Source organism: Leeuwenhoekiella sp. A2 (assembly GCF_047946655.1).
GTDB lineage: Bacteria > Bacteroidota > Bacteroidia > Flavobacteriales > Flavobacteriaceae > Leeuwenhoekiella.
Genome location: NZ_CP172311.1, coordinates 3812508 through 3836775 on the forward strand (window position 1 = coordinate 3812508; position 24268 = coordinate 3836775).

The window sequence follows — 24268 nt, forward strand, 5'->3', positions numbered from 1 at the left end:
AAAAATATCAAATTATCTCTTTCGCTTGTTATAATAAATCCCGCCTAAAATAGAAATTGGAGCGAAGAATATGATAGCAAAAAGCTGCGTCCAATGGCTGCCTGTAGATTTTGTAATTGAGAAAGCTGCAAAGCCGGCAATGATAAAACCTAAAACATAGTTCAGGTTTAAATTTCTGTTTCTGGCAACTAACTTCAATAAAAAACCACTGGCAAAAGAAAAGACACTACCGTAAATAAGAGTTATGATCATAAAAGTTGTAGATGCCGGTTCATGAGGATCTTGCCCTGAAAACTTGAATAACAATAAAGATGTTATTACAAAAATTGCATAACCGGCAATAACGGCCAGAATTTTTCTAATCATTTAATGGTTTTTATTACTATTCATTAACGCCAATCTAATTAAATGCCAGCTGTAATTTTATTGATCATTTCAGCAATACTAAAAGTATTTTGATCTCCGGTTTTCATATTCTTTAGCGTGTAGTGCTCATTTTTAATTTCTTCTGTCCCGGCAAGTACCACATATTGAATATTACGTTTATCTGCATGAGACATCTGCTTTTTCATTTTTGCAGCGTCAGGATATAATTCAGCTTTTATTCCCGATTTTCTCATGTTTTTGACCGCTTTTAAGGCATAAAGAGCTTCTTTTTCGCCAAAATTTATAAAAAGTACTTCAGTGCCCTTCACGGTTTGAGCCGGAAAAAGATCAAGTTCTTCAAGTACCAGATAAATACGATCAAGACCAAAAGAAATACCAACACCGCTCATATTTTTTAAACCGAAAATACCTGTAAGATCATCATATCTGCCACCGCCGCCTATGCTTCCCATTTTCACATTTTCTGGAGCCGCAACTTCAAAGATCGCACCGGTGTAATAATTTAATCCGCGCGCTAGTGTTATATCTAGTTCTAAGCTTGCTGTGCTTAAGCCCAGCTCCTGAACATTCTTAAAAATGAATTTCACTTCTTCTATTCCGGCAAGACCGGTTTCAGAGTCTTTAAGAAGTTCTTCAAGAACCGTAAGTTTCTCTTCAAAATCACCACTTGCGCTAAAAATGGGTTTTACTTTTTCAATAGCTTGCGGAGTAATTCCTTTCTGGAGCATTTCTTTAACTACGCCCTCCTCACCTATCTTATCGAGCTTATCAAGTGCTACTGTAAAATCGATCAGTTTATCTTCTGCACCTATTGCTTCTGCAATCCCCGAAAGTATCTTGCGGTTATTAATTTTTATAGTAACCCCTTTAAGATTAAGATCTGTAAAAACGGAATCATAAAGCTGAACAAAAGTAACTTCCTGCCATAGTGAATCTGAACCTACCGCATCTGCATCACACTGAAAGAATTCTCTAAATCTGCCTTTCTGTGGGCGATCTGCACGCCATACCGGCTGAATTTGATACCGCTTAAAAGGAAATTCTATCTCATTTTGATGTTGTACCACATAACGTGCAAACGGAACTGTAAGATCATAACGTAGCGCTTTTTCTGATATGGATGACGCAATATTGTTACTATCTTTAGTAGCATAAAGATCATCGTTTACTTTACTTAAGTAGTCCCCACTGTTCAAAATCTTAAAAATTAAGCGATCGCCCTCATCACCATATTTACCCATTAAAGTATCGCTATTTTCAAATGAAGGTGTTTCTATAGGCTGAAAACCAAACATTTCAAAATTTCGCCTAAGCGTATTAATTATATAATTTCTGCGAAGAACTTCTGCAGGAGAAAAATCACGCGTACCTTTAGGTATTCCGGGTTTTTGAGCCATATCAATTTTTGAGGGTACAAATATCCTAAAAAAGTGAGGTTATGTGCCAGTAATTTTGAAAAAACGGTAACTTTATTGAGCTTATGTATACATATAGGCTTAAACAGGAAAATCTATGTTCTCACTATTTAGAGAAAATGTGCGAATAGCCTTTGATGCTATTAAAAGTCAGCTATTGCGTACCATTCTAACAGTTTTAATTATTGCAATAGGTATTACTGCTCTGGTAGCGATTTTAAGCCTGGTTAAAGCACTAGAAAACACAATAAGCAGCGATTTCTCATCGATGGGTTCAAACACCTTTAATTTGCAGCGCTATGAGTTTCAGGTACAGCGACGCGGGAGTGGTGAGAAACAAAAGGTGAATCCTATACTAAGCTACAGACAGGTAAAAGAATTTGAAGAAAGTTATGAGTATCCTTTCACACAGGTCTCATTATCATTTACCGGTACTTCTGACGCCGAAGTTAAATATGAAAGTGAAAAAACTGATCCTGAAGTTAACATTCTGGGTGTTAACCAAAACTTCTTAGACAACAGCGGACTCAAATTAGCAGATGGTCGCAACTTCAACTTTTTTGATATTCAGAATAATAATAACGTCTGTGTTTTAGGTAGCGATTTTAAAAAGGGCTTATTTGAAAATATTGATCCTATCAATAAGACCATAAGCATCCGCGGTACTAAATTTAAAGTGGTAGGTATACTTGAAGAAAAGGGAGCCACCTTTGGCAATAATCAAGATTTACGTGTACTAATTCCTATACAGATCGCAAGGTCTATGTACACGCAGGCAAATATAAATTATAACGTAAGTGTAAAGGTAGATGACAAGGAGATGATAGATGGCGCTCAGGATGAGGCTATAATTACATTTAGAAACATTAGAGGTCTTGCTCCTGTAGAGGCTAATAATTTTGGTATAGAACGTAGTGATGACCTTATCAATCAAATAGGTCAAATGACAGGATATCTTTCTATGGCAGCGTGGATTATTAGCATGATAACCGTTCTGGGATCTTCAATTGCTCTTATGAATATCATGCTTGTATCTGTAACAGAACGTACTCGTGAGATAGGTGTAAGAAAGGCTTTGGGGGCAAAACGCTCTACAATCGCAGGTCAATTTTTATTAGAAACGATTATGATAGGCCAATTTGGTGGTATTTTAGGAATAATCCTTGGGATACTTATAGGAATTTTGATTTCTTCTGTTGCTGATTTCAATTTTACAACTCCGTGGGGCGCGATGATCGCTGCGACTTTAATTACCTTACTTGTAGCAGTAATATCAGGTTCTTTTCCTGCAGCAAAAGCCGCAAAACTAGATCCTATAGAATCCTTGCGCTACGAATAATAATAAACAGTTTTCAAATGAGTAAACTAAGTAAAATTCACTATTTGAGATCAATAGGAATGCTCTCATTTAGCATTACATTAATAGTCTCCCATTATAATGAAATGCCAGATTTTCTTAAAGGTTCACTTATGGGAATAGGTATAGGACTTACAATTATATCTTTAATTCTACAGAAAAAAGTGAAGACAAATTCTTAACAAGATAACCTGAGATTTTCCCAATAATCAAACCTCAGCGACTTAACTTTCTAAATCAACGTATTGTTCAAACCATCTAAAAAGTTCACCTTTTGTAATTGAGGCTCCCTGACGTATAAGGGCAAAAACATCTGCGCTCTTATCTTCTTTCAACATTTTTTTACTACTGTAAAGATTTACCTGGTCATCCATAAGATGAGATTGTAGCCAGTTATAGCCTTCTGTCGTGGTTATGTCTATTGTTTTATTTTCTACCTCAAGAGAGATAAGGGTAATATGCAGATCATCTATTCTAAAAAGGAACATATGCTGTGGCGAAAAATGTTCCAGATACTCAACATTACGCAAAACACCTTCCCAGATAAGATCGCTAAAAACATCAAGCTCCTGCTCTGCAACTTCTGGCTTATTCTTTTTAATAGATTCCCACTCTTCTGCTGTAATAGATTGTGCAGCCAGAAAGTTAATAAACTCCTGATGCATTTCATCTAACTGTTCTTTTGTAAGTCTAATGTATTTCATAAAAATAAGATCATGAATCTCAACAGGTTCAAAATTTGAAGCTGTATTGAATTAATGAATATAAAAGTATGTGTTAAAAAGCCCTTTTATGGGTAAAAAAAAAGCTCCCGTAAAACGGAAGCTTTTATATGCTAATTAAAGGTATTAAGCCTCAGCAACAACGTCAAAAGTCAAACTTTCAACAACCTCACGGTGAAAACGTAAGGTAGCTTCATATTGACCTAAACGTTTAATGTTACCACCAGCGATAGTAATAAACTTTCTGTCTATTTCTACACCTTCTTTTGATAATGCTTGTGCTAGATCTGCATCTGTAACAGAACCAAATAACTTATCTGCTTCACCAGATTTTGCAGTTATTTTTATTTCAAGACCGCTAAGTTTAGCAGCTTCCGCTTTAGCAGCATCAATTACTTTTTTCTCTTTGTAAGCGCGTTGCTTCAGGTTTTCTGCAAGAACTTTCTTTGCAGAAGGAGTAGCTAAAATAGCATGTCCCTGTGGTATAAGAAAATTTCTACCGTAACCGTTTTTTACACTTACAAGGTCGTCTGTAAATCCTAGATTATCGACGTCTCTTTTTAATATCACTTCCATCTGTCTCTCTTTTATTTATATAAATCGGTTACATAAGGCATAAGAGCTAAGTGACGAGCGCGTTTTACCGCTACACTTACTTTACGCTGATATTTTAAAGAAGTACCTGTAAGACGACGAGGTAACAATTTACCTTGCTCATTTACAAATGACGCTAACCAGTCTGCATCCTTGTAATCAATATATTTGATACCAGAACGCTTAAAACGACAGTATTTCTTTGTTTTATTTGTCTCTATATTTAATGGAGTCAAATAACGAATTTCTCCGTCTTTTTTAGCTTTCGCTTGTTGCTCAATTGATGTTGCCATAATTATGCTTTTTCTTTGTTTCTTTTTCTGCGCTTTTCAGCCCACTCAATCGCGTGTTTGTCTAGTCTTACAGTAAGGAATCGCATAATGCGCTCGTCACGTCTAAATTCTAGTTCAAAGTTCGTGATTACCTCTCCAGGAATCGTAAATTCAAAAAGGTGATAAAAACCACTTTTTTTGTTTTGGATCGCGTAAGCTAATTTTTTTAGCCCCCAATCTTCTTTCGATATCATCTTGGCGCCGTTAGAAACAAGAAAATCTTCAAATTTCTTTACTGTTTCCTTTACCTGGTCATCAGATAAAACGGGATTCAAGATGAAAACAGTTTCGTAATGATTCATATTGTATATTGATTAAAAAATGAGTGCAAAAGTAGTTTTAATTTATTGATTTAGCAAATACCCAACACTATAAATCCTAAATTACTGAATACATTTATCTTACAGTGACCGATTTTTCGCTTAAACAGAAAAATTTATCGATGAAATACACAAATTTCTTGTTTAATAACATTATTCTGCATATTATTGCATTAACTTAACCTAATATGAATAATGTGGAAGAACTAATTCTCGACTGTGCTGTCGTTGACGATTCAAGTTTACAGAGGCTTGCGATCGTAAAGATGATTAAAGATCATCCTAATCTACGTCTGGTGGCAGAATATAATAATGCTATCGAGACAAAAAATGGTCTTATAGAGACCAAAGTTGACCTTATTTTTCTGGATATAGAAATGCCCATCTTAACTGGCTTTGATCTGCTGGATGACCTGGTTCATAAACCACAGATTATATTCGTTACCGGAAAAACAAAATATGCATATAAAGCATTTAATTATAATGCGATCGACTACTTAAGAAAGCCCCTTACTAAAGATCGTTTTATGAATGCAGTGCATAAAGCGCTAAGTCTTCACCGTCTTAAAACAGAAGGAAACGTAGAAGACGATGATTATATCTTTGTAAAAAGTAACCTTAAAAAGAAAAAGGTTTTTCTTAATGAGCTAAAATATATAGAAGCTCTTGGCGACTACGTAAAACTGGTTACACATAATGAGCCTATCATTGTGCTTTCTACCATGAAAGCTTTTGATGAGCAATTACCCTCAGACCGCTTTATGCGTATACACAAGTCTTATATTATAAATATAGACAAAGTAGAAAAATACAATAGTAGAAATATTGAAATAGAAGGTGACAAAATTCCTTTAAGCAGGCACAAGAAAGCCAAACTAATGGATGCACTTTCAGCTTAGCAGAAAGAAAAATTAGTCATTAGTACCTAAAAATCCCGCCAGAAGCGGGATTTTTTAGTTTACATCCGGTGTTGCTTTAATTATCAACGTTTATAACAATCTTCACGCTTCTAAAAGCGCCTATACTCAAGAAACTTGTTCTTACACGTAAAATCGCTTTTTTGGTTTTACTTAGACTTTGTTTTCGCGGAATCTTAATTAAAATATTGCGATAATACTCATTGCGTATACGCGAAACAGGCGGCGGCTCTGGTCCCAGAATCTGCTCGCTGAATATATTTTTAAGCGCCTGACCCATCCAGACTGAAGCCTCTTCTATTTTTTGAAAATCCCGATGCTTCAATGTTATTTTAATAAGCCTGCAAAATGGCGGATATTTATAAATATGCCTTTCCTCCAGCTGCTCTGTGTACATCGCCTCATAATTATTCTGCGAGACCTGCTGCAAGATCTGATGATAGGGATTATACGTTTGTATTAGCACTTTGCCCCTTTTCTGCGTTCTTCCCGCTCTGCCAGAAACCTGCTGTATAAGCTGAAAACTTCGCTCATGAGCCCTAAAATCGGGAATATTGAGCATACTATCGGCATGTAGAATTCCTACTAATGTAACGTTTCTAAAATCCAGACCTTTAGTAAGCATTTGCGTTCCTACTAAAATATCGGTCTCACCTTGCTCAAAAGCGGTAATTATCTTCTCAAAACCGTACTTGCCTCGCGTCGTATCAGAATCCATTCTGGCAACTTTAGTATCCGGAAATAGCGTTTTTAATTCTGTTTCTACCTGTTCTGTGCCAAAACCTTTGGTGTCCAGTTCTTCGCTGCCGCAGGCCATGCATTTTAAAAGCATTGCAATGTGGTAACCACAGTAATGACAACGCAGCTGACTACGATGTTTATGATACGTTAAACTCACATCACAGTTGGGACATTGCGGCGAATGACCACAGGTTTTACATTCCAGAATTGGGGAGTAACCTCGTCTGTTTTGAAAAAGGATCACTTGTTCACCTTCTGCTAATGCATCTGTGATTGCCCGCTGCAGATCGTCACTAAAGTGACCGCTCATCAATTTTTTTCTGTGCTTTTCCTGTATGTCAATTATTATATTTTCTGGCATCAATACGTTACCATGCCTGTGCTTTAATGTCACCAATCCATATTTACCAGCTTGCGCATTATAGTAACTCTCGAGCGCAGGTGTTGCAGAACCCATCAAGACTTTAGCCTTTTGCAAATATGCCAGAACTATAGCTGCATCACGGGCATGATAACGCGGGGCAGGATCAAATTGTTTGTAGCTGGGTTCATGTTCTTCATCAACTATAACAAGACCCAGATTTTCATAAGGGAGAAAAATAGAGCTTCGCGCCCCTAAAATCAGTTGCGCCTTGGGGGCCTGGTTGAGAACATTATTCCAAACTTCTACTTGTTCATGAACAGAATATTTAGAATGATAAACAGAAAGTTTCTCACCAAAATATTTTTGAAGTCGCGCAACCAGCTGTGTTGTCAATGCAATTTCTGGCAATAGATAAAGAACTTGCTTTCCTGCCGCCAGGTACTCTTCTATAAGGTTTACATAGATCTCAGTTTTTCCTGAAGAAGTAACACCGTGAAGTAAGCACACCTCCTTGTCTTCAAAATCCTGTTTTATCTCTTTTAAAGCCTCTATTTGATAAGAATTAAGCTCTTTAGTATCATTAATACTATCTGAATGAAAATTTATACGATCCCGCTGAATTTTATAAATTTCTAAAATTCCCTTTTTAACCAATTCTTTTACCTGAGCTGCTGTGGCGTTTGCGGCCTTTTGTAACTCTTCAGATTTTATAGGCTTCTTACTTTTCGCTTTAAGCGAAAAGAATGTTAGCAATACTTCCCGCTGTTTTGGTGCACGTTCAAGATCATCAAGCGCTGCATGCATGCGTTCTTCCTGCTCATAATCTGTACTCAGCTTTACATATTTTACAAGCTTTGGCTTATACGCCTCGTAAATCTCTTCCTCCAGCTGTACAACGCCAAGATCAATAAGTTTTTTAATTTCAGGAAGCACTTTTTTCTTCCCAAGTATATCCATCACCTCATGAATCTTGAGAATAGGTTTATCTATAAGAGCCTCTGCAATTAATTGCCCATCTCCTTCTAAATCATAGGTTTCTATTTTAAAGCCTGAAGCACGTTTAACTATAGTCTCGCTCTCGAGCAAAAACGCGCTGGGTAAAGCTGCCCGCAGAACATCTCCTAATGTGCACATGTAGTAATCTGCCATCCACTTCCAGAAATTGAGCTGGGTAAGATGTACAACTGGCTCTTCATCAAGAATCTCTTCTATATCTTTAGCCTCGTATATTACGGGTTCATTTTGATGCACACCTATACTCAGGGCTGTGTAGATCTTTGTTTTACCAAAGGGTACCGCAAGTCGCATACCCGGCTTTATAGAGGCATACTGCGCATCTGTGATGCGATAGGTAAAAGAATTTTCAACCGGAATAGGAAGTATTACGTCTACAAAATACATACCGCGTAAAGATAAAAAAATGGCTGTTTCCATTTCTGAAAACAGCCCTGTATAAATTTATATATTTATTTATTGTAATTCATACCACGCAAACTTATCACGAGGTTTTGAAGGGTTAATTATTCTACCCTGTGCCAGTATTGTGTTCTTCCTAAAAGTGAAAAACCTACATAGCCTCTAACCTTAAGTTTGTTTGGTTCTTCAAGAGCAATGTAACATTTGTATAATTTACCTGTAGAAGGATCGAGAATTTTACCATCTGTATACTCGTCACCGTCTTTTTCAAGTCCTTTTATAATCACTAAACCCTGTATAGGTTTTCCCTCATCTTCACCAGAGCAATCTGTGCAGAGTGCATCTTTTTTTTCCTTATTAAGTATTTCTACAACTTTACCATAGACTTTACCATCTTGTTTGTAAATGTCTACTATAGATCTTGCCTCGCCGGTATTATCATCAATCGTCTTCCACTTTCCGGTAACGTCCTGAGCAAGCAAAACAGTTGTACTAAAGCATAGTAAAAACAGGGATAGGGTTATTTTTCTCATATATTCAATGTTTAATTAATTTAAGGTTCTCTTTTATTCTTAAGCTGATATAAAGCAGCGTTTAATTCAAATCCCAATAATAGTAAATTAGAATTTAACCAGATATAGACCATCATAATTAACAATGCTCCTATGGAGCCGTATAACTGGTTATAATTAGAAAAATTATTTATGTAGATACCAAATAAATATGTCGTCAACAAAAACAGCAAGGTTGTCATAAGCGCACCACCAGAGAAAAATCTGTATGCCCTCCCTTCTTTTGTTCCAAAATAGTACAAAGTACCTACCACACAATAAATAAGAACAACAAAGAATACAAAACTACCCAGCTTAGATATCCACAGATTGTCTTCATTTAAAATGCCTCTACTCTTTAACTCATTAATTGTATATTGATAGTAGAGCACTATTATTACGGTTAAAAGCAACAACAATGCCAATATAAGAGAAACTCCCAGTGCTACCAGATATTGCCTTATAATTGAGCGGTTAATAGACGTGTGATAGCTAAATTCAAAACCCGTAAAAATAGCATTGACGCCATTTGCCATTAAAAAAATAGAAAATATAAGCGTTAAAGAAAGTAAACCACCACGCGGGTTGGCAGCAATATCAAGTAAAACCGGCTCAAAGAAATCAGCAGTTTGAGCAGGTAATAAGTTCTGAATAAAATTTAGAAATCCTTCCTGAAAATCATTTATGGGCACATAAGGAATCAGGTTAAGAATAAACAGAAAAAAAGGAAACAGAGCCATAAAAAAGCTAAACGCAATAGCGCTGGCACGAGTAGAGAATGTTCCTTTTATAATTCCTATAGAATACAGCTCCCAGAAATCATATAGTGATAAACCTTCAAAACCCGGTAAGATAATCTTCTTCATCCATGCTACCAGCTTACCTATAACAGGTATATGCCTAAGCTCCTTTTCTACTTCTTCACTCATTTAAACCGCTTTAAGGCTTAAATCCATATTGTAAACCGAATGCGTTAAAGCTCCGCTTGATATATAATCAACTCCGCATTCTGCATATTTTCTCAAAGTTTCTTCATTGATTCCGCCAGATGATTCGGTCTGGCATTTATCCCCTATAAGTTCTACCGCCTTACGCGTATCGTCGTAATTAAAGTTGTCTATTAATATGCGATGTACCCCTGTAGACTGCAGGATTTCTTCTATTTCCTCCAGATCACGTGCTTCTACGATAATCTTAAGGTCAAGTTTATTTTTGGCTAAATACGCTTTTGTTTTATCTATCGCCTGTGTGATTCCACCTGCAAAATCTATGTGATTATCTTTAAGCATAACCATATCATATAAGGCAAACCTATGGTTTTCTCCGCCGCCTATTTTAACCGCCCATTTTTCTAATGCACGTATGCCAGGTGTGGTTTTTCTGGTATCCAGAATTTTGGTACGGGTACCTTCTAACATGTCTGCAAAATGTTTTGTCTTTGTAGCTATGGCGCTCATGCGCTGCATACCGTTCAGTACAAGGCGCTCTGCTTTTAAAATACTTTGTGAACTACCTTCAACATAAAATGCGATATCGCCATATTTTACCTTTTCTCCATCTTTGATTAATACTTCAACATCAAGAGAAGGATCTATATAATTAAAAACCTGACATGCAAAGGTTACTCCGGCAATAATACCATCATCTTTTACCAGTAACTTGGCTCTCCCTACTGCATTATCTGGTATACAAGCCAGCGAACTATGATCACCATCACCCACATCTTCACGTATCGCATTTGCGATTATACCATCTATTTCAGCATTCAGTTTTGATTTTGATATCATACCCCTACATTTTTTGCTAAGTTAATCAAACGTTAGAGCAATATACAACAGGCGCACAAAAAAGCAAATCGCAATTCACTGTGAGAAATTTGTATTTTTGACAAATGAATATCAAGCTACTTTGTATAGGCAAAACAGATAATGCCAGCCTCGATGAACTTATAACCATCTATACTAAACGTTTAGGTTTTTATGTGAATTTTGATATGGAAATTATTCCAGATCTCAAAAAAGTGAAAAACTTATGTGAGGAGCAACAAAAAGAAAAAGAGGGCGAACTTATCCTGAATAAAATAAGCACTCAGGATCAATTAATTCTTCTTGACGAAAAAGGAAAAGAGTTTAACAGCATAGCTTTTTCAGAATATCTTCAAAAGAAAATGAATAGCGGGATAAAAACCCTCGTTCTTGTAATAGGCGGTCCCTACGGCTTCTCCCCTGCTGTTTACGCAAAAGCAGCCGGAAAAATATCGCTCTCAAAAATGACATTTTCTCACCAGATGATAAGACTGTTTATAACTGAACAATTATACCGAGGTTACACTATATTACGCAATGAACCATATCACCATCAATAATTAAAAATTACTTCATGCAATTAGTTTTCGCAACGTATAACAACAATAAATTAAAGGAAATTCAGGCTTTAATGCCAGCGCATATTACCCTCAAAAGCTTAACAGATATTGGCTGTACTGAAGATATTATTGAAGATGCCAAAACTATTGAAGGCAATGCCTTGATCAAAGCAAGGTATGTAAAAAATAAATACGGCTACGATTGCTTTGCAGATGACACAGGCCTTGAAGTTAACGCACTTAATGGTGAACCCGGAGTGTACAGCGCGAGATATGCCGGTGAGCAAAAAAGTTCTTCAGATAATATAAATAAGCTTTTAGCGAAATTAAAGAACAGCAAAGACCGTTCTGCACAATTTAAAACGGTAATAGCTCTAATCATAAATGACACAGAACATACTTTTACCGGAATTTGTAAAGGGCAAATTATAAAAGATAAAAAAGGAAATGCAGGTTTTGGCTACGACCCTGTTTTTCAACCAGATAGTTATGATAGAACATTTGCAGAAATGCCTCTTGAATTAAAAGGAAAGATCAGCCACAGAGGGTTAGCAGTACAAAAACTCCTCAATTTTCTTCAGAAATAAAATACAAAATCGGTCTTTTTAGGCTAAAAATCGGGTTTGTACTGCCAATTTTTCTGCTTATTCCTTCATATAAACAGCCTGTTTTAGAGGTATTTGTAATAATAAGACAGGCATATAGCCAATCCATTATTTAACACTACCTTTGCGCCCTCTTTACCAACGTAGGTAAATATAATATAATGACAATGAATAAATTTGAAGCGTTAGGACTAAATGATGCTATCCTGAAGGCAGTTGCCGACATGGGCTTTACAGAGCCTTCTGAAGTGCAGGAGAAAGCCATTCCCGTCCTACTTAATGAGTCGACAGATATTGTCGCTCTCGCCCAGACAGGGACAGGAAAAACAGCAGCATTTGGCTTTCCGCTAATTCAACAGATCAATGCAAACAGCAGAACCACACAGGGACTTATAATCTCCCCAACTCGTGAGTTATGTTTGCAGATCACTAATGAAATTAAAGCGTATTCTAAATACATAAATGGCCTTAATGTAGTTGCCGTTTACGGTGGTGCAAACATACAGGAACAAGCCAGATCTATAAGTCGTGGAGCACAAATTATTGTTGCTACACCAGGTCGTATGATGGATATGATGCGACGCAAGCTTGTAGATATTTCAGAGATAAACTACTGTATTCTTGATGAAGCAGATGAGATGCTCAACATGGGCTTCTATGAAGATATCACAACCATTTTAGCAGATACACCTAAAGGTAAGAACACCTGGTTATTTTCTGCTACAATGCCTAAAGAAGTTGCCAGAATTGCTAAGCAATTTATGCGCTCTCCTCAGGAAATCACTGTAGGAACTAAGAACATGGGTGCAGAAAATGTATCTCATGAGTACTACATGGTAAACTCAAGAGACAGATACCAGGCATTAAAGCGTCTTGCAGATGCAAATCCTGATATATTCTCTGTTGTGTTTTGCCGTACAAAACGCGATACACAAAAAGTAGCCGAAAATCTTATAGAAGATGGTTATAATGCAGCAGCGCTACATGGTGATCTAAGCCAGAACCAGCGTGACCTGGTAATGAAAAGCTTCCGTAATCGCCAGATACAAATGCTTGTCGCAACAGATGTTGCAGCTCGTGGTATTGATGTAGATGATATTACACATGTTATCAACTATCAATTACCTGACGAAATAGAAACCTATACCCACCGTAGTGGCCGTACAGGTCGTGCAGGTAAAACAGGTGTTTCTATGGTGATCGTCTCTAAAAGCGAACTAAGAAAGATCAAGCAAGTTGAGAAGATAATCAACAAAAAGTTTGAGCATAAAGACATTCCTACCGGAATGGAAATTTGTGAAGTGCAACTTATGCATCTTGCAAATGACATTCACAACACAGAGATCAATCACGAGATAGACCCTTATTTATTCAGTATAAATGAAGTGCTTGAGGGATTAACCCGTGAAGAATTGATCAAAAAAGTGTTCTCTGTAGAGTTTACCCGTTTCTTCAATTATTACAAAAAGACAAAAGATCTTAATGTAAATGCAAAAGCAGAGATAAGAGAAGAATCTGGTGAGTCTACACGTTTCTTCATCAATGTAGGTAGCAAAGATGATTTTGACTGGATGACCTTAAAAGACTTCCTTAAAGAAGTAACAGGTCTTGGTCAGGATGGTATTTACAGAGTAGATTGTAAAGACAGCTTCTCTTTCTTTAATACAGATACAGAACATCTTGATGCTGTAATGGCTGTTTTTGAAGATTTTAAATTGGGAGATCGCTCTGTTCACGTAGAGATCACAAAAGATAAAGGTGGCAGAGGTCGCAACAGCGGTCGCAGAGATCATAACGGTCGTGACGGTGGCAATAATAACCGCAGACGTCGCAGAGATGATGACAATCGTGGTAAGGGTGGTAAAGGACATCGCGGTAAACGCAACTCAAATGATCAGGACAAATCAAGTGACGGTAAAGCGCCTTTTTCAGGAAAGCGTCGCCGCCGCGAAAGAAATTAATTTGACTATTTTTTTGCTAAATGTAACTTTTGGTATGATTTTCCAGTCTCTTTTTCTAAATTGGCTGCCAATATGAGAAAGGCTTTATTTGCTTTTATATTTTTAATTACCCCTTTATTAATCTTCGCTCAAGATATTGACGATGATGAAACGATAAGTGGCCAGGTGGTCAACGCATCAAATGACGCGGTACTTGACAATGTAAACATTATCAATCTTAACAATGTAAAAGGTGCAATTTCTGACGAAAAAGGAAATTTTACCATTCAGGCTAAAGTTAACGATACCTTATTCTTTTCCTTTTTAGGATTTAAGACCCTACAGGTACGCGTTACAAATGACTGGAAGAAATTTGGCGATGTTAAGGTTAAAATGACTGAAGTAGGAATCGCTCTGGAAGAAGTGGTTGTAAAAGATGTAGAACTTACAGGCTATCTTGAGATAGACGCTAAGAACGTACCTGTTTATAAAAACGTGCGCTATAGCATTTCTGGACTTCCATCGGGATACGAAGCAGGACAGAGCCAGCCAAGCGCCATAAACAAGGTTTTAAGCGCGGTTTTCAATCCGGCGGATTTTCTCTATAATGTATTTGGTAAAAAACCACAGCAAATGCGAAAACTGCGCCAGGTTAAAGAAGATGATAAGATACGTAACCTTCTAGTTAATAAATTTGACAGAGAGACTTTAACGGCTCTTTTACAGATAACAAAAGAAGACATTGATGAGATACTGCGCAGATGTGACTATTCTGAAAGTTTTGTAAAAACAGCAAATGACTTACAGATCTTAGATGCGGTAAGCAGTTGCTACGAAGAGTACAAAGTATTACACAGAGATTAATCGTTCTAAGATTTAATCTAGCAGATAATTAAAAATCAAAACCTCGTGATATCACGAGGTTTTTTTATGCCTTTTTATGTTTGCTTAAAGCGAAAAACCCTCGTTTCCTGCCGATTTTCAATCAATTTTAACCGATTTTTAGATCTAAAACCGAAATTCTCGAGTCAAACTGTTATGTTCTATTTCGCGAAAGCTGGATTATTCTATAAAAAAATCCATCAAGTATTCACCTGATGGATTTTTTGCTGTTTTTAGAAATCTTTATTTATGATCCCCATTCTGTATGGAAGATACCTTCTCTATCAATACGCTCATACGTATGAGAACCAAAGTTATCCCGTTGTGCCTGAATTAAATTAAGCGGTAAATTACTCGCTGTGTATGCATCAAAATAATTTAAAGCACTTGATAAACCGGGTACTGGTATTCCGCTTTTAGCAGCGTAAGCCACAACTTCCCGTACAGAATTTAATGTACCTTGTACCTTAGGCACAAAGGAAGGTGAAAGTAAAAGGTTTGCCAGATCTTTATCTGCATTGTAAGCTTCTGTAATATCTGCAAGTAAGCCTGCACGTATAATACATCCGGCTCTCCATATTTTAGCTATCACAGCCATATCGAGCTCATATTTATATTCTTTAGAAGCATCTGCAAGTTGATGTAAACCTTGTGCGTAAGCAACTATAAATGCAAAATAAAGCGATTCTTCTGCCATATTAATAAGCTTGGCTTTATCTATTGCTCCCGGCTCTGGGCGGTCATACAATTCATCTGCCTGTACACGCTCATCTTTTAATGCCGAAATCTCACGCATGCTTACCGCCATATCAATTGTAGGAACAGGAATACCAAGATCCATTGCATTTTGTGAAGTCCATTTACCGGTACCTTTTTGCTTAGCTTTATCAAGTATTTTATCTACCAGGCGACCGTCACCAAGGTCATCTTCCTGTTTAAATATGGCTGCAGTAATTTCGACTAAAAATGATTGTAAACGACCATTGTTCCATTTCGTGTAAACGTCATGCAACTCATCATTTGTAAGTCCGCATGACTTTCTCAGTAAGTCATAAATCTCTGATGTTAATTGCATTAAGCCATATTCTATACCGTTGTGAACCATTTTTACATAGTTTCCGGCAGATTTTGGGCCTAAATAGGCAACACATGGCTCACCATTATATTTAGCAGCAACTGCTTCAAAAATAGGTTTTACATGCTGGTAAGCTTCTTTGCTTCCGCCAGGCATAATACTAGGTCCTCTGCGTGCGCCTTCTGCCCCACCTGAAACTCCAGATCCAAAAAAGTGAATTCCTTTCTCTTTTAAATAGGCTTCTCTACGATCTGTATCTGTAAAAAATGAGTTACCACCATCTATAATAATATCGTCTTTATCCAGATGTGGAAGCAGGTTTTCTATAACAGCATCTACAATTTTACCGGCTGGTACGAGTAGCATGATCTTACGCGGAGTGGCAAGAGATTCTATAAAAGTTGTAATATCTGTAGAAGCGTTTACCTGCTCAAGATTATCCCCTTCGGTTTTTAATGCGTCTACTTTTTCTGGGTCAAGATCGTACCCAAAGGCTTTAAAACCATTATCAGCCACATTTAAAATAAAATTGCGCCCCATTACACCAAGGCCTACAAGTCCAAAATCGTAATCTTTATACTCCATATCTAGTTGTGTTCTTTTTTAAAAATGAAAGGCATTCTTTAAGGAAACGCCCTGTTTGACATAAATATGCCTTATTTTTACTTTGTGAACCAAAATTAATCGATAACATCGACATTTAACCCCCTTTTTACAATAAACTAGTCACAGATATGACTAAAAATGGGGCATAACAATTTTATAATATATGTCTAAACCATTAAACAAGACGGCTAACCAAATGCTAATCATATTTGGTGCATCTGGTGATCTAACTGCAAGAAAACTTATACCTGCGATCTATAATCTATATAAAGGTAAATATCTGCCAGAAAACTTTGTTGTTCTGGGAGCCAGCCGAAGCAATATTACTGATGAAGATTTTCGCAAGAAAGTCGTTCAGGAAAGTGCTTATTTAAAAGATCGCATCAATAAAGAAGAAGAAGATTACATAACTGCATTTTCAGACAAGTTATTCTACGAGGATCTGGGTAACGATTATGATACAGATTACACGGCTCTAAGCAAGAGAATTAAAGAGCTAAATGCGAAATATGGCACCAGCGATAATTACATTTTCTATTTATCTACACCGCCAAGTTTGTATGAGACAATAGCTAAAAACCTGTGCAACGCAGGCCTTACCGAAGAGAAAAAAGGCTGGAAACGTATTATCGTAGAGAAACCATTTGGTTACAGTCTGGAAACAGCAAAAGAACTTAACAAAGGTCTTCAGAATTACTTTAAAGAATTTCAGATCTACAGAATAGATCATTATTTAGGTAAAGAAACTGTTCAAAATCTACTTGTAACGCGTTTTGCAAATTCAATATTTGAACCGCTCTGGAACAGAAATTATATACACCACGTTGAGATCACAAACGCTGAAACTGTGGGTGTAGAAAAACGAGGTGGTTATTATGATAAATCGGGCGCGCTGCGTGATATGTTTCAAAGCCACTTATTGCAGATCGTCTCTCTAATCGTGATGGAACCACCTATCAATTCTAACGCTGAAGAAATTAGAAATGAAAAGGTTAAGGCTTTAAAGTCATTACGCATAATGACCGATGAAAAAACCCTTTTTGAGAACACGATAAAAGGGCAATATATGGGTTGCACTATTGACGGAAAAAAAGTTCCCGGTTATCGTGAAGAAGAAGGCGTAGATCCTAACTCAAAGACCGAAACCTATGCGGCTATTAAGTTCTTTGTAGATAACTGGCGCTGGAAAGATGTTCCGTTTTACGTGCGTACAGCAAAGCGTATGCCTACAAAGGTGACTGAGGTTGTAATTCACTTCAAGACACCGCACCACCAGTTATTTAAAAATCAGGATATTGACCAGAAAGATAACAAGCTTATCATACGTATTCAACCTGATGAAGGAATACTCTTAAAATTTGGTGTAAAAGTACCGGGACAAGGCTTCCACGTAGAGCGTGCTAACCTTGATTTTTACTATTCAAGTCTGGCAGATACAAATGTGATGGATGCTTATGAACGTCTTTTACTAGATGCGATGCAGGGTGATGCTACTCTTTATGCGCGTGCAGATGAAGTTGAGGCCGCCTGGTCTTTTGTAGATCCTATTCTTGATTACTGGAAGAAAGACTCAAACGTAAATACCTACGGTTATTCTGTAGGAACCTGGGGACCTAAAAATTCTGATGATCTTATAGAAGATGATTACGGGTGGAGAAATCCCGGTGAACATCTTACAGATGATAGTGGTTTCTGCATTATCAAGTAAACCTAATCTGATTTTTTAATAGCTAAAATTTTAAGAATGGAACTAAAAATATATGATACTAAGCAAACTGTAGCAGAAGAATTCTCTGGGTATGTATCAAAAATCGCCTCTGGTGACCAGAAAATTCACATAGCACTTTCTGGTGGTAGTACACCTAAAATTGTTTTTGATCATCTTGCTGAAAATTATTCAACCCAAATAAATTGGGAAAATATATGCTTGTACTGGGGTGATGAACGCTGTGTAGATCCTTCAGATTCTGAAAGCAATTATAAAATGACCGTTGAGCATTTACTTTCAAAAATCAAGATTCCGGAAGGAAATATCTGTAGAATTAAAGGAGAAAACGATCCTGAAGCTGAAGCTGAACGTTATAGTGAAGTGCTGCAAAAAGAACTTCCTCTGGTTGATGGTATGCCTCAATTTGACTTAGTTATTTTAGGAATGGGTGATGATGGGCATACCGCATCTATCTTTCCTTATAATATAGAGTTGTGGGATCTGGCAGCCAATTGTACGGTCGCTGTGCATCCTGATTCAGGGCAAAAAAGGGTTTCTCTCACAGGTAAAGTCATCAACAATGCTAAAGAGGTAGCTTTTCTGGTTACAGGAGCAGGCAAGGCAGATAAAGTACATGAGATCATTGATGAGCAAGAAAGCGCTAAAGCATATCCGGCCAATTTGGTTAAACCAAAATCAGGTAACTTGGTTTGGTTTCTAGACAAAGACGCAGCTGATAAAATTGAGTAATCTTCATAGAATTGTAAATAAAAAGAGGGACAGAATTGTCCCTCTTTTTATTTTACACCTTAAATTATTTTACCGCCCCTGCCGTATTTTTTAAAAAAACATCACTAAAAATACCCGTATCTACATCTGCAGGTAAATGGGAAGTAAAGCCTATACCTACGTAAAAAGGTTTATCAAATTTTAATTCTACAGGATCACCTACTTGAAATAAGGGCTCGCCATTCATGCTTATAAAAGCTGTAAATGCATCGCCATCTTTCTCGATACCTAATCGCATTGCTCCTTTTTGTTCTATACGCATTTCCTGCAAATTTGCATTTTGCTCTGGTCTCCAGGCCATGTGCATCAATCCTGCACCGTGCAAAGCAACCATTATTTCTTTAGCATCATCTTCAAGTCCCTGCCGTATTATCAATACAACTTTTCTATCACCATAACCTGTAGAATCTGGAAACTTCACGTCTGCTGCAAGCGAAACATCTCCAGACATTTTTTTCCATAAATAGCGAAATTCATCGCGGTTATACCAAATATTATAACCTGCAGAATTAACCGTGTATTCATTTTTAGATTTATCATAAGTAGCCGAGCCCTCTGCCAGCGCTCCACCTACATCACTTTGACCATCAAAAACACCAATTGATTTATTTTCGGTACGCGTTTCCCGATGAAAATCTGCCGGTGGCGGCACTTGCTCATGCGTCGCTGATCCCGGTAAAGCCCAGTCTGGTACTTCAAGACTGTCTGTTGTTTGTGCGGAAGTTAATTGTGCAATCCCGACAAACAAAATTCCTGAAAAAAAGACTTTTACAATAGATTTTTGAATAGTGTGGTGGTAATACATGATAAGTTGGGTTTATTGATTAAAAATGACCCTTAAATTACCGATTTTTAATGCTAAAAAGGAGGTTTTTGAAATAGAAAAGATTCTAAATGAAGTGATTTCGTTTCTACGAAATACTATGAAGCGCAATTCTATTACCTTCTGTATCAAGAAAGACAGCCATATAGCCATATACTTCAGAAATCTGGGTTTTTCCTGAAATACTTTCCCTCCATCCTCATCTACTTTTTGTAATGGAACATTAACATCATCTGAAGAAAATAGAGCAAGACACCTTCTGCACTGGGTACATACGACGCTGGTTGTATAAGGCTTGCTATTAAAGGTATAACTTGTTTACTTTCATAAACCGTTCTACTAGTTCGTCATAATTCTTCATATGTCGTTTTGCCCATTGTAACCGCAGTTCTATCTGCTCCTTAGGGCTAAGCTGCCAGTTAACACTAGAATTTTGCAAGCGTTGCATAAGGTTTTGTAAGATTATAGCTGCAGACACAGAAATATTCAGGCTATGTGTGAAACCGCTTGTTGGGATATATATATAATCGTCAGCCTCATTAATAACGGCGTCGCTTAATCCTTCGGCCTCGCGACCAAAGAATAAAGCTGCAGGTGTATTTATATTAAAATCCTGTAACGTATGAGCCTGATGGTGTGGAGTTGTAGCCACGATGCGGTAGCCATCTTTTTTTAGATTTTCAATTGTTTCATGAACGTTGTTGTAGCGATTAACGGTTGTCCATTTCTGGGCTCCCATCGCAATTTCTTTGTCTATTCTTCTGCCAATTTTCTCTTCTATAACATGCACATTCTGCACCCCAAAAGCATCACAGCTACGTATCACAGCACTTGTATTATGAAGGTGCCGTACATCTTCATTTACTACTGTAAAATGATTTGTGCGTTGTGAGGCAACCTGTTTAAAAAGATCAACTCGTTTTTGCGTAAGAAAAGATTCCAGGTATTGAAGTAATTCTTTGTTCATGCCTTTTATTTAAGACACAAATTTAATATTCTCCTTTTTGTTTCTTTCGTTTAAAAACCTTTTAAATTTCAGTAAAAATCAGGTGAAAAGGGGTAAAAATCGAATCTATCCTTATAAATAAATAGATAATAAACTACTTAATAAATACCTCCTTAGGCAACATAGCATGTACGCCTACATTGCCATCTACAAGCTGCGTTATGTTTACATCTACAGCAACACTGCACAACATATAAGCATCTGCTTTGCCCATGCCTTTTTCTTTCATGAGGTATTCTATCATTTGGCGTACCGCAATATGCGTTGCTTTGTTAAGATCGCGGTCTGCTCCCATCGTTATGATATGAGTAGCCGTTTCGGCACGGGGCCATGATAGTTCTTTGTTCTTATGTAAAATGAACTGCAATGTGCCCTTAAGCGAAGTTTCTATAGCTGTAATATCTACTTCACCATTTCCCTGAGCGGCGTGACCATCGCCAATCTCAAAGAGCGCGCCCTTTGCAAAAACCGGGATAAAAAGGCTAGAACCTGCCGTAAGTTCTTTATTATCTAAATTACCTGCATGTACCCATGGCGGTGCACTATTCCAACGGCCTGCTTCTGCCGGTGGTGCTACGCCCATGCTACCAAAAAAAGGATGTAAAGGTATATCTATACTGTCAGAAAAATGGCCAATCATTTTTTCTTTATCTAAAGGTATGATTCTCATTTTTCGTTCAAAGATCTCATCAGATAAAAAACCGCTCTGCCCTATCGCATTATAACCGTATGGAATAGCCAGATCTATAGAAAGTACTTTTACTTCTAGTACATCACCCGGTTCTGCATTTTCAATATAAATGGGTCCTGTTAAAATATGTCCTCCTGGTCCACGATCTTTTAGACTTTGTACATCTCTTAGTTCCTGTTCTACATCCTGAGGCGCGACTCCGGCGCCTTCCAGTCTTTCAGGATTAGAAGTGATTAGCGTGTGTACTTTTACATAATCTCCGGTTTTAATTGTTAATGCCGGTTCACTTTCAGACCAATAATGACCCCAGGCAACTGTGGCAGGCGAAGGATTAAGTGTGTATGGATTTGCCTCAGTTCCTTTTTCCTGAGCATGAAGATGGTTTGCAAGAAATAACAAGAATACTCCCAGCTTTAATGAGTTAGAAAGGGTCATAAATACAGGTTTTAGATGAGATGGTTTAGATAACGAAATGAAAATAAGCTATTTTAAGCTAAATGCGAAAGTAAAAATGAGGTCAAAAAACCAAGCACGGTTATAATGCCCACAATGCTGTGCCCTTTTTCAAAAGCCTCGGGAATCATTGTTGCAGCCAGCATATTTAAAATCGCCCCTGCAGCAATCGCTAACGTAGCACCAATAATGTAAGGGGATAATTGACTAAATACGGTATAACCTGTCACTGAAGCTATACCGCTTATAACAGCAATGGCAATCCAGATTCCAAAAATAAAAAGTTTTGATCTACCCGAATTTTTCATTCCGGCAGAACTTGATAAACCTTCAGGAATATTTGAAATAAAAATGGCTATAACTGTTGCAGCACTTACTGCACCTCCTTCTAACATACTTATGCCAATTGCTATAGATTCAGGAATACCGTCTAGTAATGCTCCTAAGGCTATTGCCAAACCACTGCCGCTGTCTTCACCTTCAGATGGTTGTTGATCCTGTGATCGTTTTCTGTGTTTGGCACCTTGTCTTTCTAAAAAATAATTAGCTATAGAATAAATTCCCGCACCCACAATAAAACCTATTGATGTTGATAATACACCACTTTGAGAGTAAGCCTCATCTACAAGTTCAAAAGACAATGCTGAAATTAAAACCCCGGCACCAAAGGCCATTATCATTGCGATAAACCGCTGAGAAAATTTAAAATAGTAACCCAACAATGAACCTAAAACTAAAGCTCCTCCCGATAATAGACCCCAAAGACCGGCTTTTAACCATTCTGCCATAGATTATTCAATTAAAGAAATGCGATAATAAATAGTGCACGAAATATAAATTTAATAGCAAGATTTCATTTCAGGAACAAATTAGCTCGGCTTATGTTTTGTTTAACAGCCTTGAATTATTTTTAAAGATTAATGCTTTTTCAATTTTGTATTTTTAGATAAAAATTACTCTATGAAAAAAATTGTAGTACTTACCGGTGCGGGGATTAGTGCAGAAAGTGGTTTAAAGACTTTTAGAGATGATAACGGTCTTTGGGAAGGCCATGATGTGATGGCAGTTGCCAGCGTTGAGGGTTGGTATGCTAATCAGGAGTTGGTTTTAGACTTTTATAATAAGCGAAGAAGACAGTTAAAAACTGTGCAACCTAATAATGCACATAAAGCACTTGTAGAGCTTGAAAATCAATATGAAGTAGCCATTATAACTCAAAACGTTGATGATCTGCATGAGCGAGCGGGAAGCTCAAATGTGATTCATTTACATGGCGAACTATTAAAAGCACGTAGCAGTACAGATGAAAATCTGGTGATGGATTGGCAAGATGATATTTGTATAGGAGATCAATGCAAATATAATAGCCAGATACGACCACACATAGTTTGGTTTGGCGAAGCCGTTCCTTTATTAGAAAAAGCCGCTTTTTATACCTCTCAGGCCGATTTTGTGTTGATAATAGGAACAAGTATGCAGGTTTATCCTGCTGCAGGGTTAATAGACTATGCAAAAGATGACGCTCAAATCTATTTTATAGATCCTAAGCCCAGCATATCATCTGGGCGCAATCTCACTGTTTTATCAGAAAAGGCATCTACCGGGGTTCCTACTGTGGTTGCAAAACTGATGAATAATTAAGTCTTGCAACTTTAGCCCAATTCAAAAGCATATCGACCTGTTGATCTGTAAGATCTGCATCGTGATGTATTAAGGTGTATGAAGCGAGCGGCATATCGCCTTCACTAACTTCATCTATAACTTCATCTAGCTTGTGATCTTTTCGCTTAGCAGAATATTTATCCCAGTCGGCAAAATTAAGATGTCTCTTACCGTCTTCAATATGCTGGTCAAGCCATAGAGAAACAGGTGCAACTTCTGCATACCAGGGATATTTAGTCTGGTTGCTATGACAATCGTAACAAGCTGTTTTTAAAATTCCCTGTACTTCCTGAGAGGGTTTGGTTTCCGCAATAAAGCTGTCAAGACTTGCATAATCGCCTTCATTTTTATCAGGTCTTATAAATTGAATTACTACTAATGCTATAAGTGCGAGTATAAAAAAACGTTTTACCCAGATCATAAGGAGGTTTTAAAATTATGAAAGTACTGATTTTTTTTTCATGTGCCGGTTTTCAGGATTTGTAGTTCTTATTGATATATTATCATCTTACGTTTGTTAGTATGTAGTAGCTGTGTATCTTTGCGT

Annotated in this window: 26 protein-coding genes; 10 read left to right on the top strand and 16 right to left on the bottom strand. The window is 37.2% G+C overall.

Translation table 11 applies throughout. The annotated features are described in order from the left end of the window. Window positions 1-12: 12 nt before the first annotated feature. Together ACH3PA_RS16770 and hisS are read right to left on the bottom strand one after the other, a co-directional pair. Window positions 13-366 carry a hypothetical protein gene (locus tag ACH3PA_RS16770; protein WP_416442229.1) on the bottom strand — a complete coding sequence of 118 codons (354 nt, stop codon included), beginning with the start codon at window positions 364-366 and terminating at the stop codon, window positions 13-15. A gap of 38 nt (window positions 367-404) precedes the next feature. After that, window positions 405-1784, bottom strand: coding sequence for a histidine--tRNA ligase (gene hisS / locus ACH3PA_RS16775; protein ID WP_416442230.1), 1380 nt, complete (start codon window positions 1782-1784; stop codon window positions 405-407). A 115-nt stretch (window positions 1785-1899) separates the two neighbouring features. On the opposite strand from hisS, the gene ACH3PA_RS16780 reads away from it, so the two are divergent. Together ACH3PA_RS16780 and ACH3PA_RS16785 are read left to right on the top strand one after the other, a co-directional pair. Continuing rightward, the gene (locus ACH3PA_RS16780; RefSeq protein ID WP_416442231.1) at window positions 1900-3141 is read left to right on the top strand and encodes an ABC transporter permease; all 1242 of its coding nucleotides are present in this window, start codon (window positions 1900-1902) and stop codon (window positions 3139-3141) included. A 17-nt stretch (window positions 3142-3158) separates the two neighbouring features. Further along, window positions 3159-3341 (top strand): hypothetical protein, encoded by a 183-nt coding sequence (locus tag ACH3PA_RS16785; protein WP_416442232.1) that lies wholly within the window; start codon window positions 3159-3161, stop codon window positions 3339-3341. A 42-nt stretch (window positions 3342-3383) separates the two neighbouring features. On the opposite strand, the gene ACH3PA_RS16790 is transcribed toward ACH3PA_RS16785, so the two are convergent. The 4 genes from ACH3PA_RS16790 to rpsF all read right to left on the bottom strand — a co-directional run bounded on the left by ACH3PA_RS16790 (window position 3384) and on the right by rpsF (window position 5109). After that, window positions 3384-3863, bottom strand: a complete 480-nt coding sequence (locus ACH3PA_RS16790; RefSeq protein ID WP_416442233.1) for a DUF6495 family protein — start codon at window positions 3861-3863, stop codon at window positions 3384-3386. 144 nt (window positions 3864-4007) lie between these two features. After that, window positions 4008-4457, bottom strand: coding sequence for a 50S ribosomal protein L9 (gene rplI / locus ACH3PA_RS16795; protein ID WP_416442234.1), 450 nt, complete (start codon window positions 4455-4457; stop codon window positions 4008-4010). Window positions 4458-4468: 11 nt separating this feature from the next. Next, entirely contained in the window at window positions 4469-4768 is a 300-nt protein-coding gene (gene rpsR, locus ACH3PA_RS16800) for a 30S ribosomal protein S18 (RefSeq protein ID WP_416442235.1), read from the bottom strand. Window positions 4769-4770: 2 nt separating this feature from the next. After that, the gene (gene rpsF, locus ACH3PA_RS16805; RefSeq protein ID WP_416442236.1) at window positions 4771-5109 is read right to left on the bottom strand and encodes a 30S ribosomal protein S6; all 339 of its coding nucleotides are present in this window, start codon (window positions 5107-5109) and stop codon (window positions 4771-4773) included. Between the two features lie 215 nt (window positions 5110-5324). On the opposite strand from rpsF, the gene ACH3PA_RS16810 reads away from it, so the two are divergent. Continuing rightward, a complete protein-coding gene (locus ACH3PA_RS16810; protein WP_416446712.1) occupies window positions 5325-6026 on the top strand; it encodes a LytR/AlgR family response regulator transcription factor in 702 nt (233 codons plus the stop codon). Between the two features lie 76 nt (window positions 6027-6102). On the opposite strand, the gene priA is transcribed toward ACH3PA_RS16810, so the two are convergent. The 4 genes from priA to nadC form a co-directional block, all read right to left on the bottom strand. Then, complete coding sequence (gene priA, locus ACH3PA_RS16815) at window positions 6103-8583, bottom strand: replication restart helicase PriA (RefSeq protein WP_416442237.1); 2481 nt, start codon at window positions 8581-8583, stop codon at window positions 6103-6105. 86 nt (window positions 8584-8669) lie between these two features. After that, window positions 8670-9098, bottom strand: coding sequence for a DUF2147 domain-containing protein (locus ACH3PA_RS16820; RefSeq protein WP_416442238.1), 429 nt, complete (start codon window positions 9096-9098; stop codon window positions 8670-8672). 20 nt (window positions 9099-9118) lie between these two features. Then, window positions 9119-10045 (bottom strand): YihY/virulence factor BrkB family protein, encoded by a 927-nt coding sequence (locus tag ACH3PA_RS16825; RefSeq protein ID WP_416442239.1) that lies wholly within the window; start codon window positions 10043-10045, stop codon window positions 9119-9121. Next, on the bottom strand, window positions 10046-10903 hold the full coding sequence (gene nadC / locus ACH3PA_RS16830) for a carboxylating nicotinate-nucleotide diphosphorylase (RefSeq protein ID WP_416442240.1): 858 nt from the start codon (window positions 10901-10903) through the stop codon (window positions 10046-10048). 104 nt (window positions 10904-11007) lie between these two features. Between nadC and rlmH the strand changes: the two genes are divergently transcribed. The 4 genes from rlmH to ACH3PA_RS16850 all read left to right on the top strand — a co-directional run bounded on the left by rlmH (window position 11008) and on the right by ACH3PA_RS16850 (window position 14890). Continuing rightward, the gene (gene rlmH, locus ACH3PA_RS16835) at window positions 11008-11481 is read left to right on the top strand and encodes a 23S rRNA (pseudouridine(1915)-N(3))-methyltransferase RlmH (protein WP_416442241.1); all 474 of its coding nucleotides are present in this window, start codon (window positions 11008-11010) and stop codon (window positions 11479-11481) included. Between the two features lie 14 nt (window positions 11482-11495). Beyond that, window positions 11496-12068, top strand: a complete 573-nt coding sequence (locus tag ACH3PA_RS16840; RefSeq protein ID WP_416442242.1) for a non-canonical purine NTP diphosphatase — start codon at window positions 11496-11498, stop codon at window positions 12066-12068. Between the two features lie 185 nt (window positions 12069-12253). Further along, window positions 12254-14047, top strand: coding sequence for a DEAD/DEAH box helicase (locus ACH3PA_RS16845; protein WP_416446714.1), 1794 nt, complete (start codon window positions 12254-12256; stop codon window positions 14045-14047). 72 nt (window positions 14048-14119) lie between these two features. After that, the gene (locus ACH3PA_RS16850; RefSeq protein ID WP_416442243.1) at window positions 14120-14890 is read left to right on the top strand and encodes a carboxypeptidase-like regulatory domain-containing protein; all 771 of its coding nucleotides are present in this window, start codon (window positions 14120-14122) and stop codon (window positions 14888-14890) included. Window positions 14891-15155: 265 nt separating this feature from the next. On the opposite strand, the gene gndA is transcribed toward ACH3PA_RS16850, so the two are convergent. Next, complete coding sequence (gene gndA, locus ACH3PA_RS16855; RefSeq protein ID WP_416442244.1) at window positions 15156-16568, bottom strand: NADP-dependent phosphogluconate dehydrogenase; 1413 nt, start codon at window positions 16566-16568, stop codon at window positions 15156-15158. Between the two features lie 184 nt (window positions 16569-16752). Between gndA and zwf the strand changes: the two genes are divergently transcribed. Both zwf and pgl read left to right on the top strand, forming a co-directional pair. Beyond that, complete coding sequence (gene zwf, locus ACH3PA_RS16860) at window positions 16753-18297, top strand: glucose-6-phosphate dehydrogenase (RefSeq protein ID WP_416442245.1); 1545 nt, start codon at window positions 16753-16755, stop codon at window positions 18295-18297. 36 nt (window positions 18298-18333) lie between these two features. Continuing rightward, the gene (gene pgl / locus ACH3PA_RS16865; RefSeq protein ID WP_416442246.1) at window positions 18334-19047 is read left to right on the top strand and encodes a 6-phosphogluconolactonase; all 714 of its coding nucleotides are present in this window, start codon (window positions 18334-18336) and stop codon (window positions 19045-19047) included. A gap of 64 nt (window positions 19048-19111) precedes the next feature. On the opposite strand, the gene ACH3PA_RS16870 is transcribed toward pgl, so the two are convergent. The 4 genes from ACH3PA_RS16870 to ACH3PA_RS16885 form a co-directional block, all read right to left on the bottom strand. Further along, window positions 19112-19891: a hypothetical protein gene (locus tag ACH3PA_RS16870; protein WP_416442247.1), complete on the bottom strand. Its 780-nt coding sequence runs from the start codon at window positions 19889-19891 to the stop codon at window positions 19112-19114. A 319-nt stretch (window positions 19892-20210) separates the two neighbouring features. Then, window positions 20211-20876 (bottom strand): TrmH family RNA methyltransferase, encoded by a 666-nt coding sequence (locus ACH3PA_RS16875; protein ID WP_416442248.1) that lies wholly within the window; start codon window positions 20874-20876, stop codon window positions 20211-20213. 133 nt (window positions 20877-21009) lie between these two features. Beyond that, window positions 21010-22041 carry an acetamidase/formamidase family protein gene (locus ACH3PA_RS16880; protein ID WP_416442249.1) on the bottom strand — a complete coding sequence of 344 codons (1032 nt, stop codon included), beginning with the start codon at window positions 22039-22041 and terminating at the stop codon, window positions 21010-21012. A gap of 53 nt (window positions 22042-22094) precedes the next feature. Then, window positions 22095-22847 carry a ZIP family metal transporter gene (locus ACH3PA_RS16885; protein WP_416442250.1) on the bottom strand — a complete coding sequence of 251 codons (753 nt, stop codon included), beginning with the start codon at window positions 22845-22847 and terminating at the stop codon, window positions 22095-22097. A gap of 172 nt (window positions 22848-23019) precedes the next feature. On the opposite strand from ACH3PA_RS16885, the gene ACH3PA_RS16890 reads away from it, so the two are divergent. Further along, the gene (locus tag ACH3PA_RS16890) at window positions 23020-23700 is read left to right on the top strand and encodes an SIR2 family NAD-dependent protein deacylase (RefSeq protein WP_416442251.1); all 681 of its coding nucleotides are present in this window, start codon (window positions 23020-23022) and stop codon (window positions 23698-23700) included. Here the strand turns inward: ACH3PA_RS16890 and ACH3PA_RS16895 are convergent. Further along, on the bottom strand, window positions 23669-24142 hold the full coding sequence (locus ACH3PA_RS16895) for a heme-binding domain-containing protein (protein ID WP_416442252.1): 474 nt from the start codon (window positions 24140-24142) through the stop codon (window positions 23669-23671). The two genes, ACH3PA_RS16890 and ACH3PA_RS16895, sit on opposite strands and share 32 nt — an antisense overlap. Window positions 24143-24268: the final 126 nt, after the last annotated feature.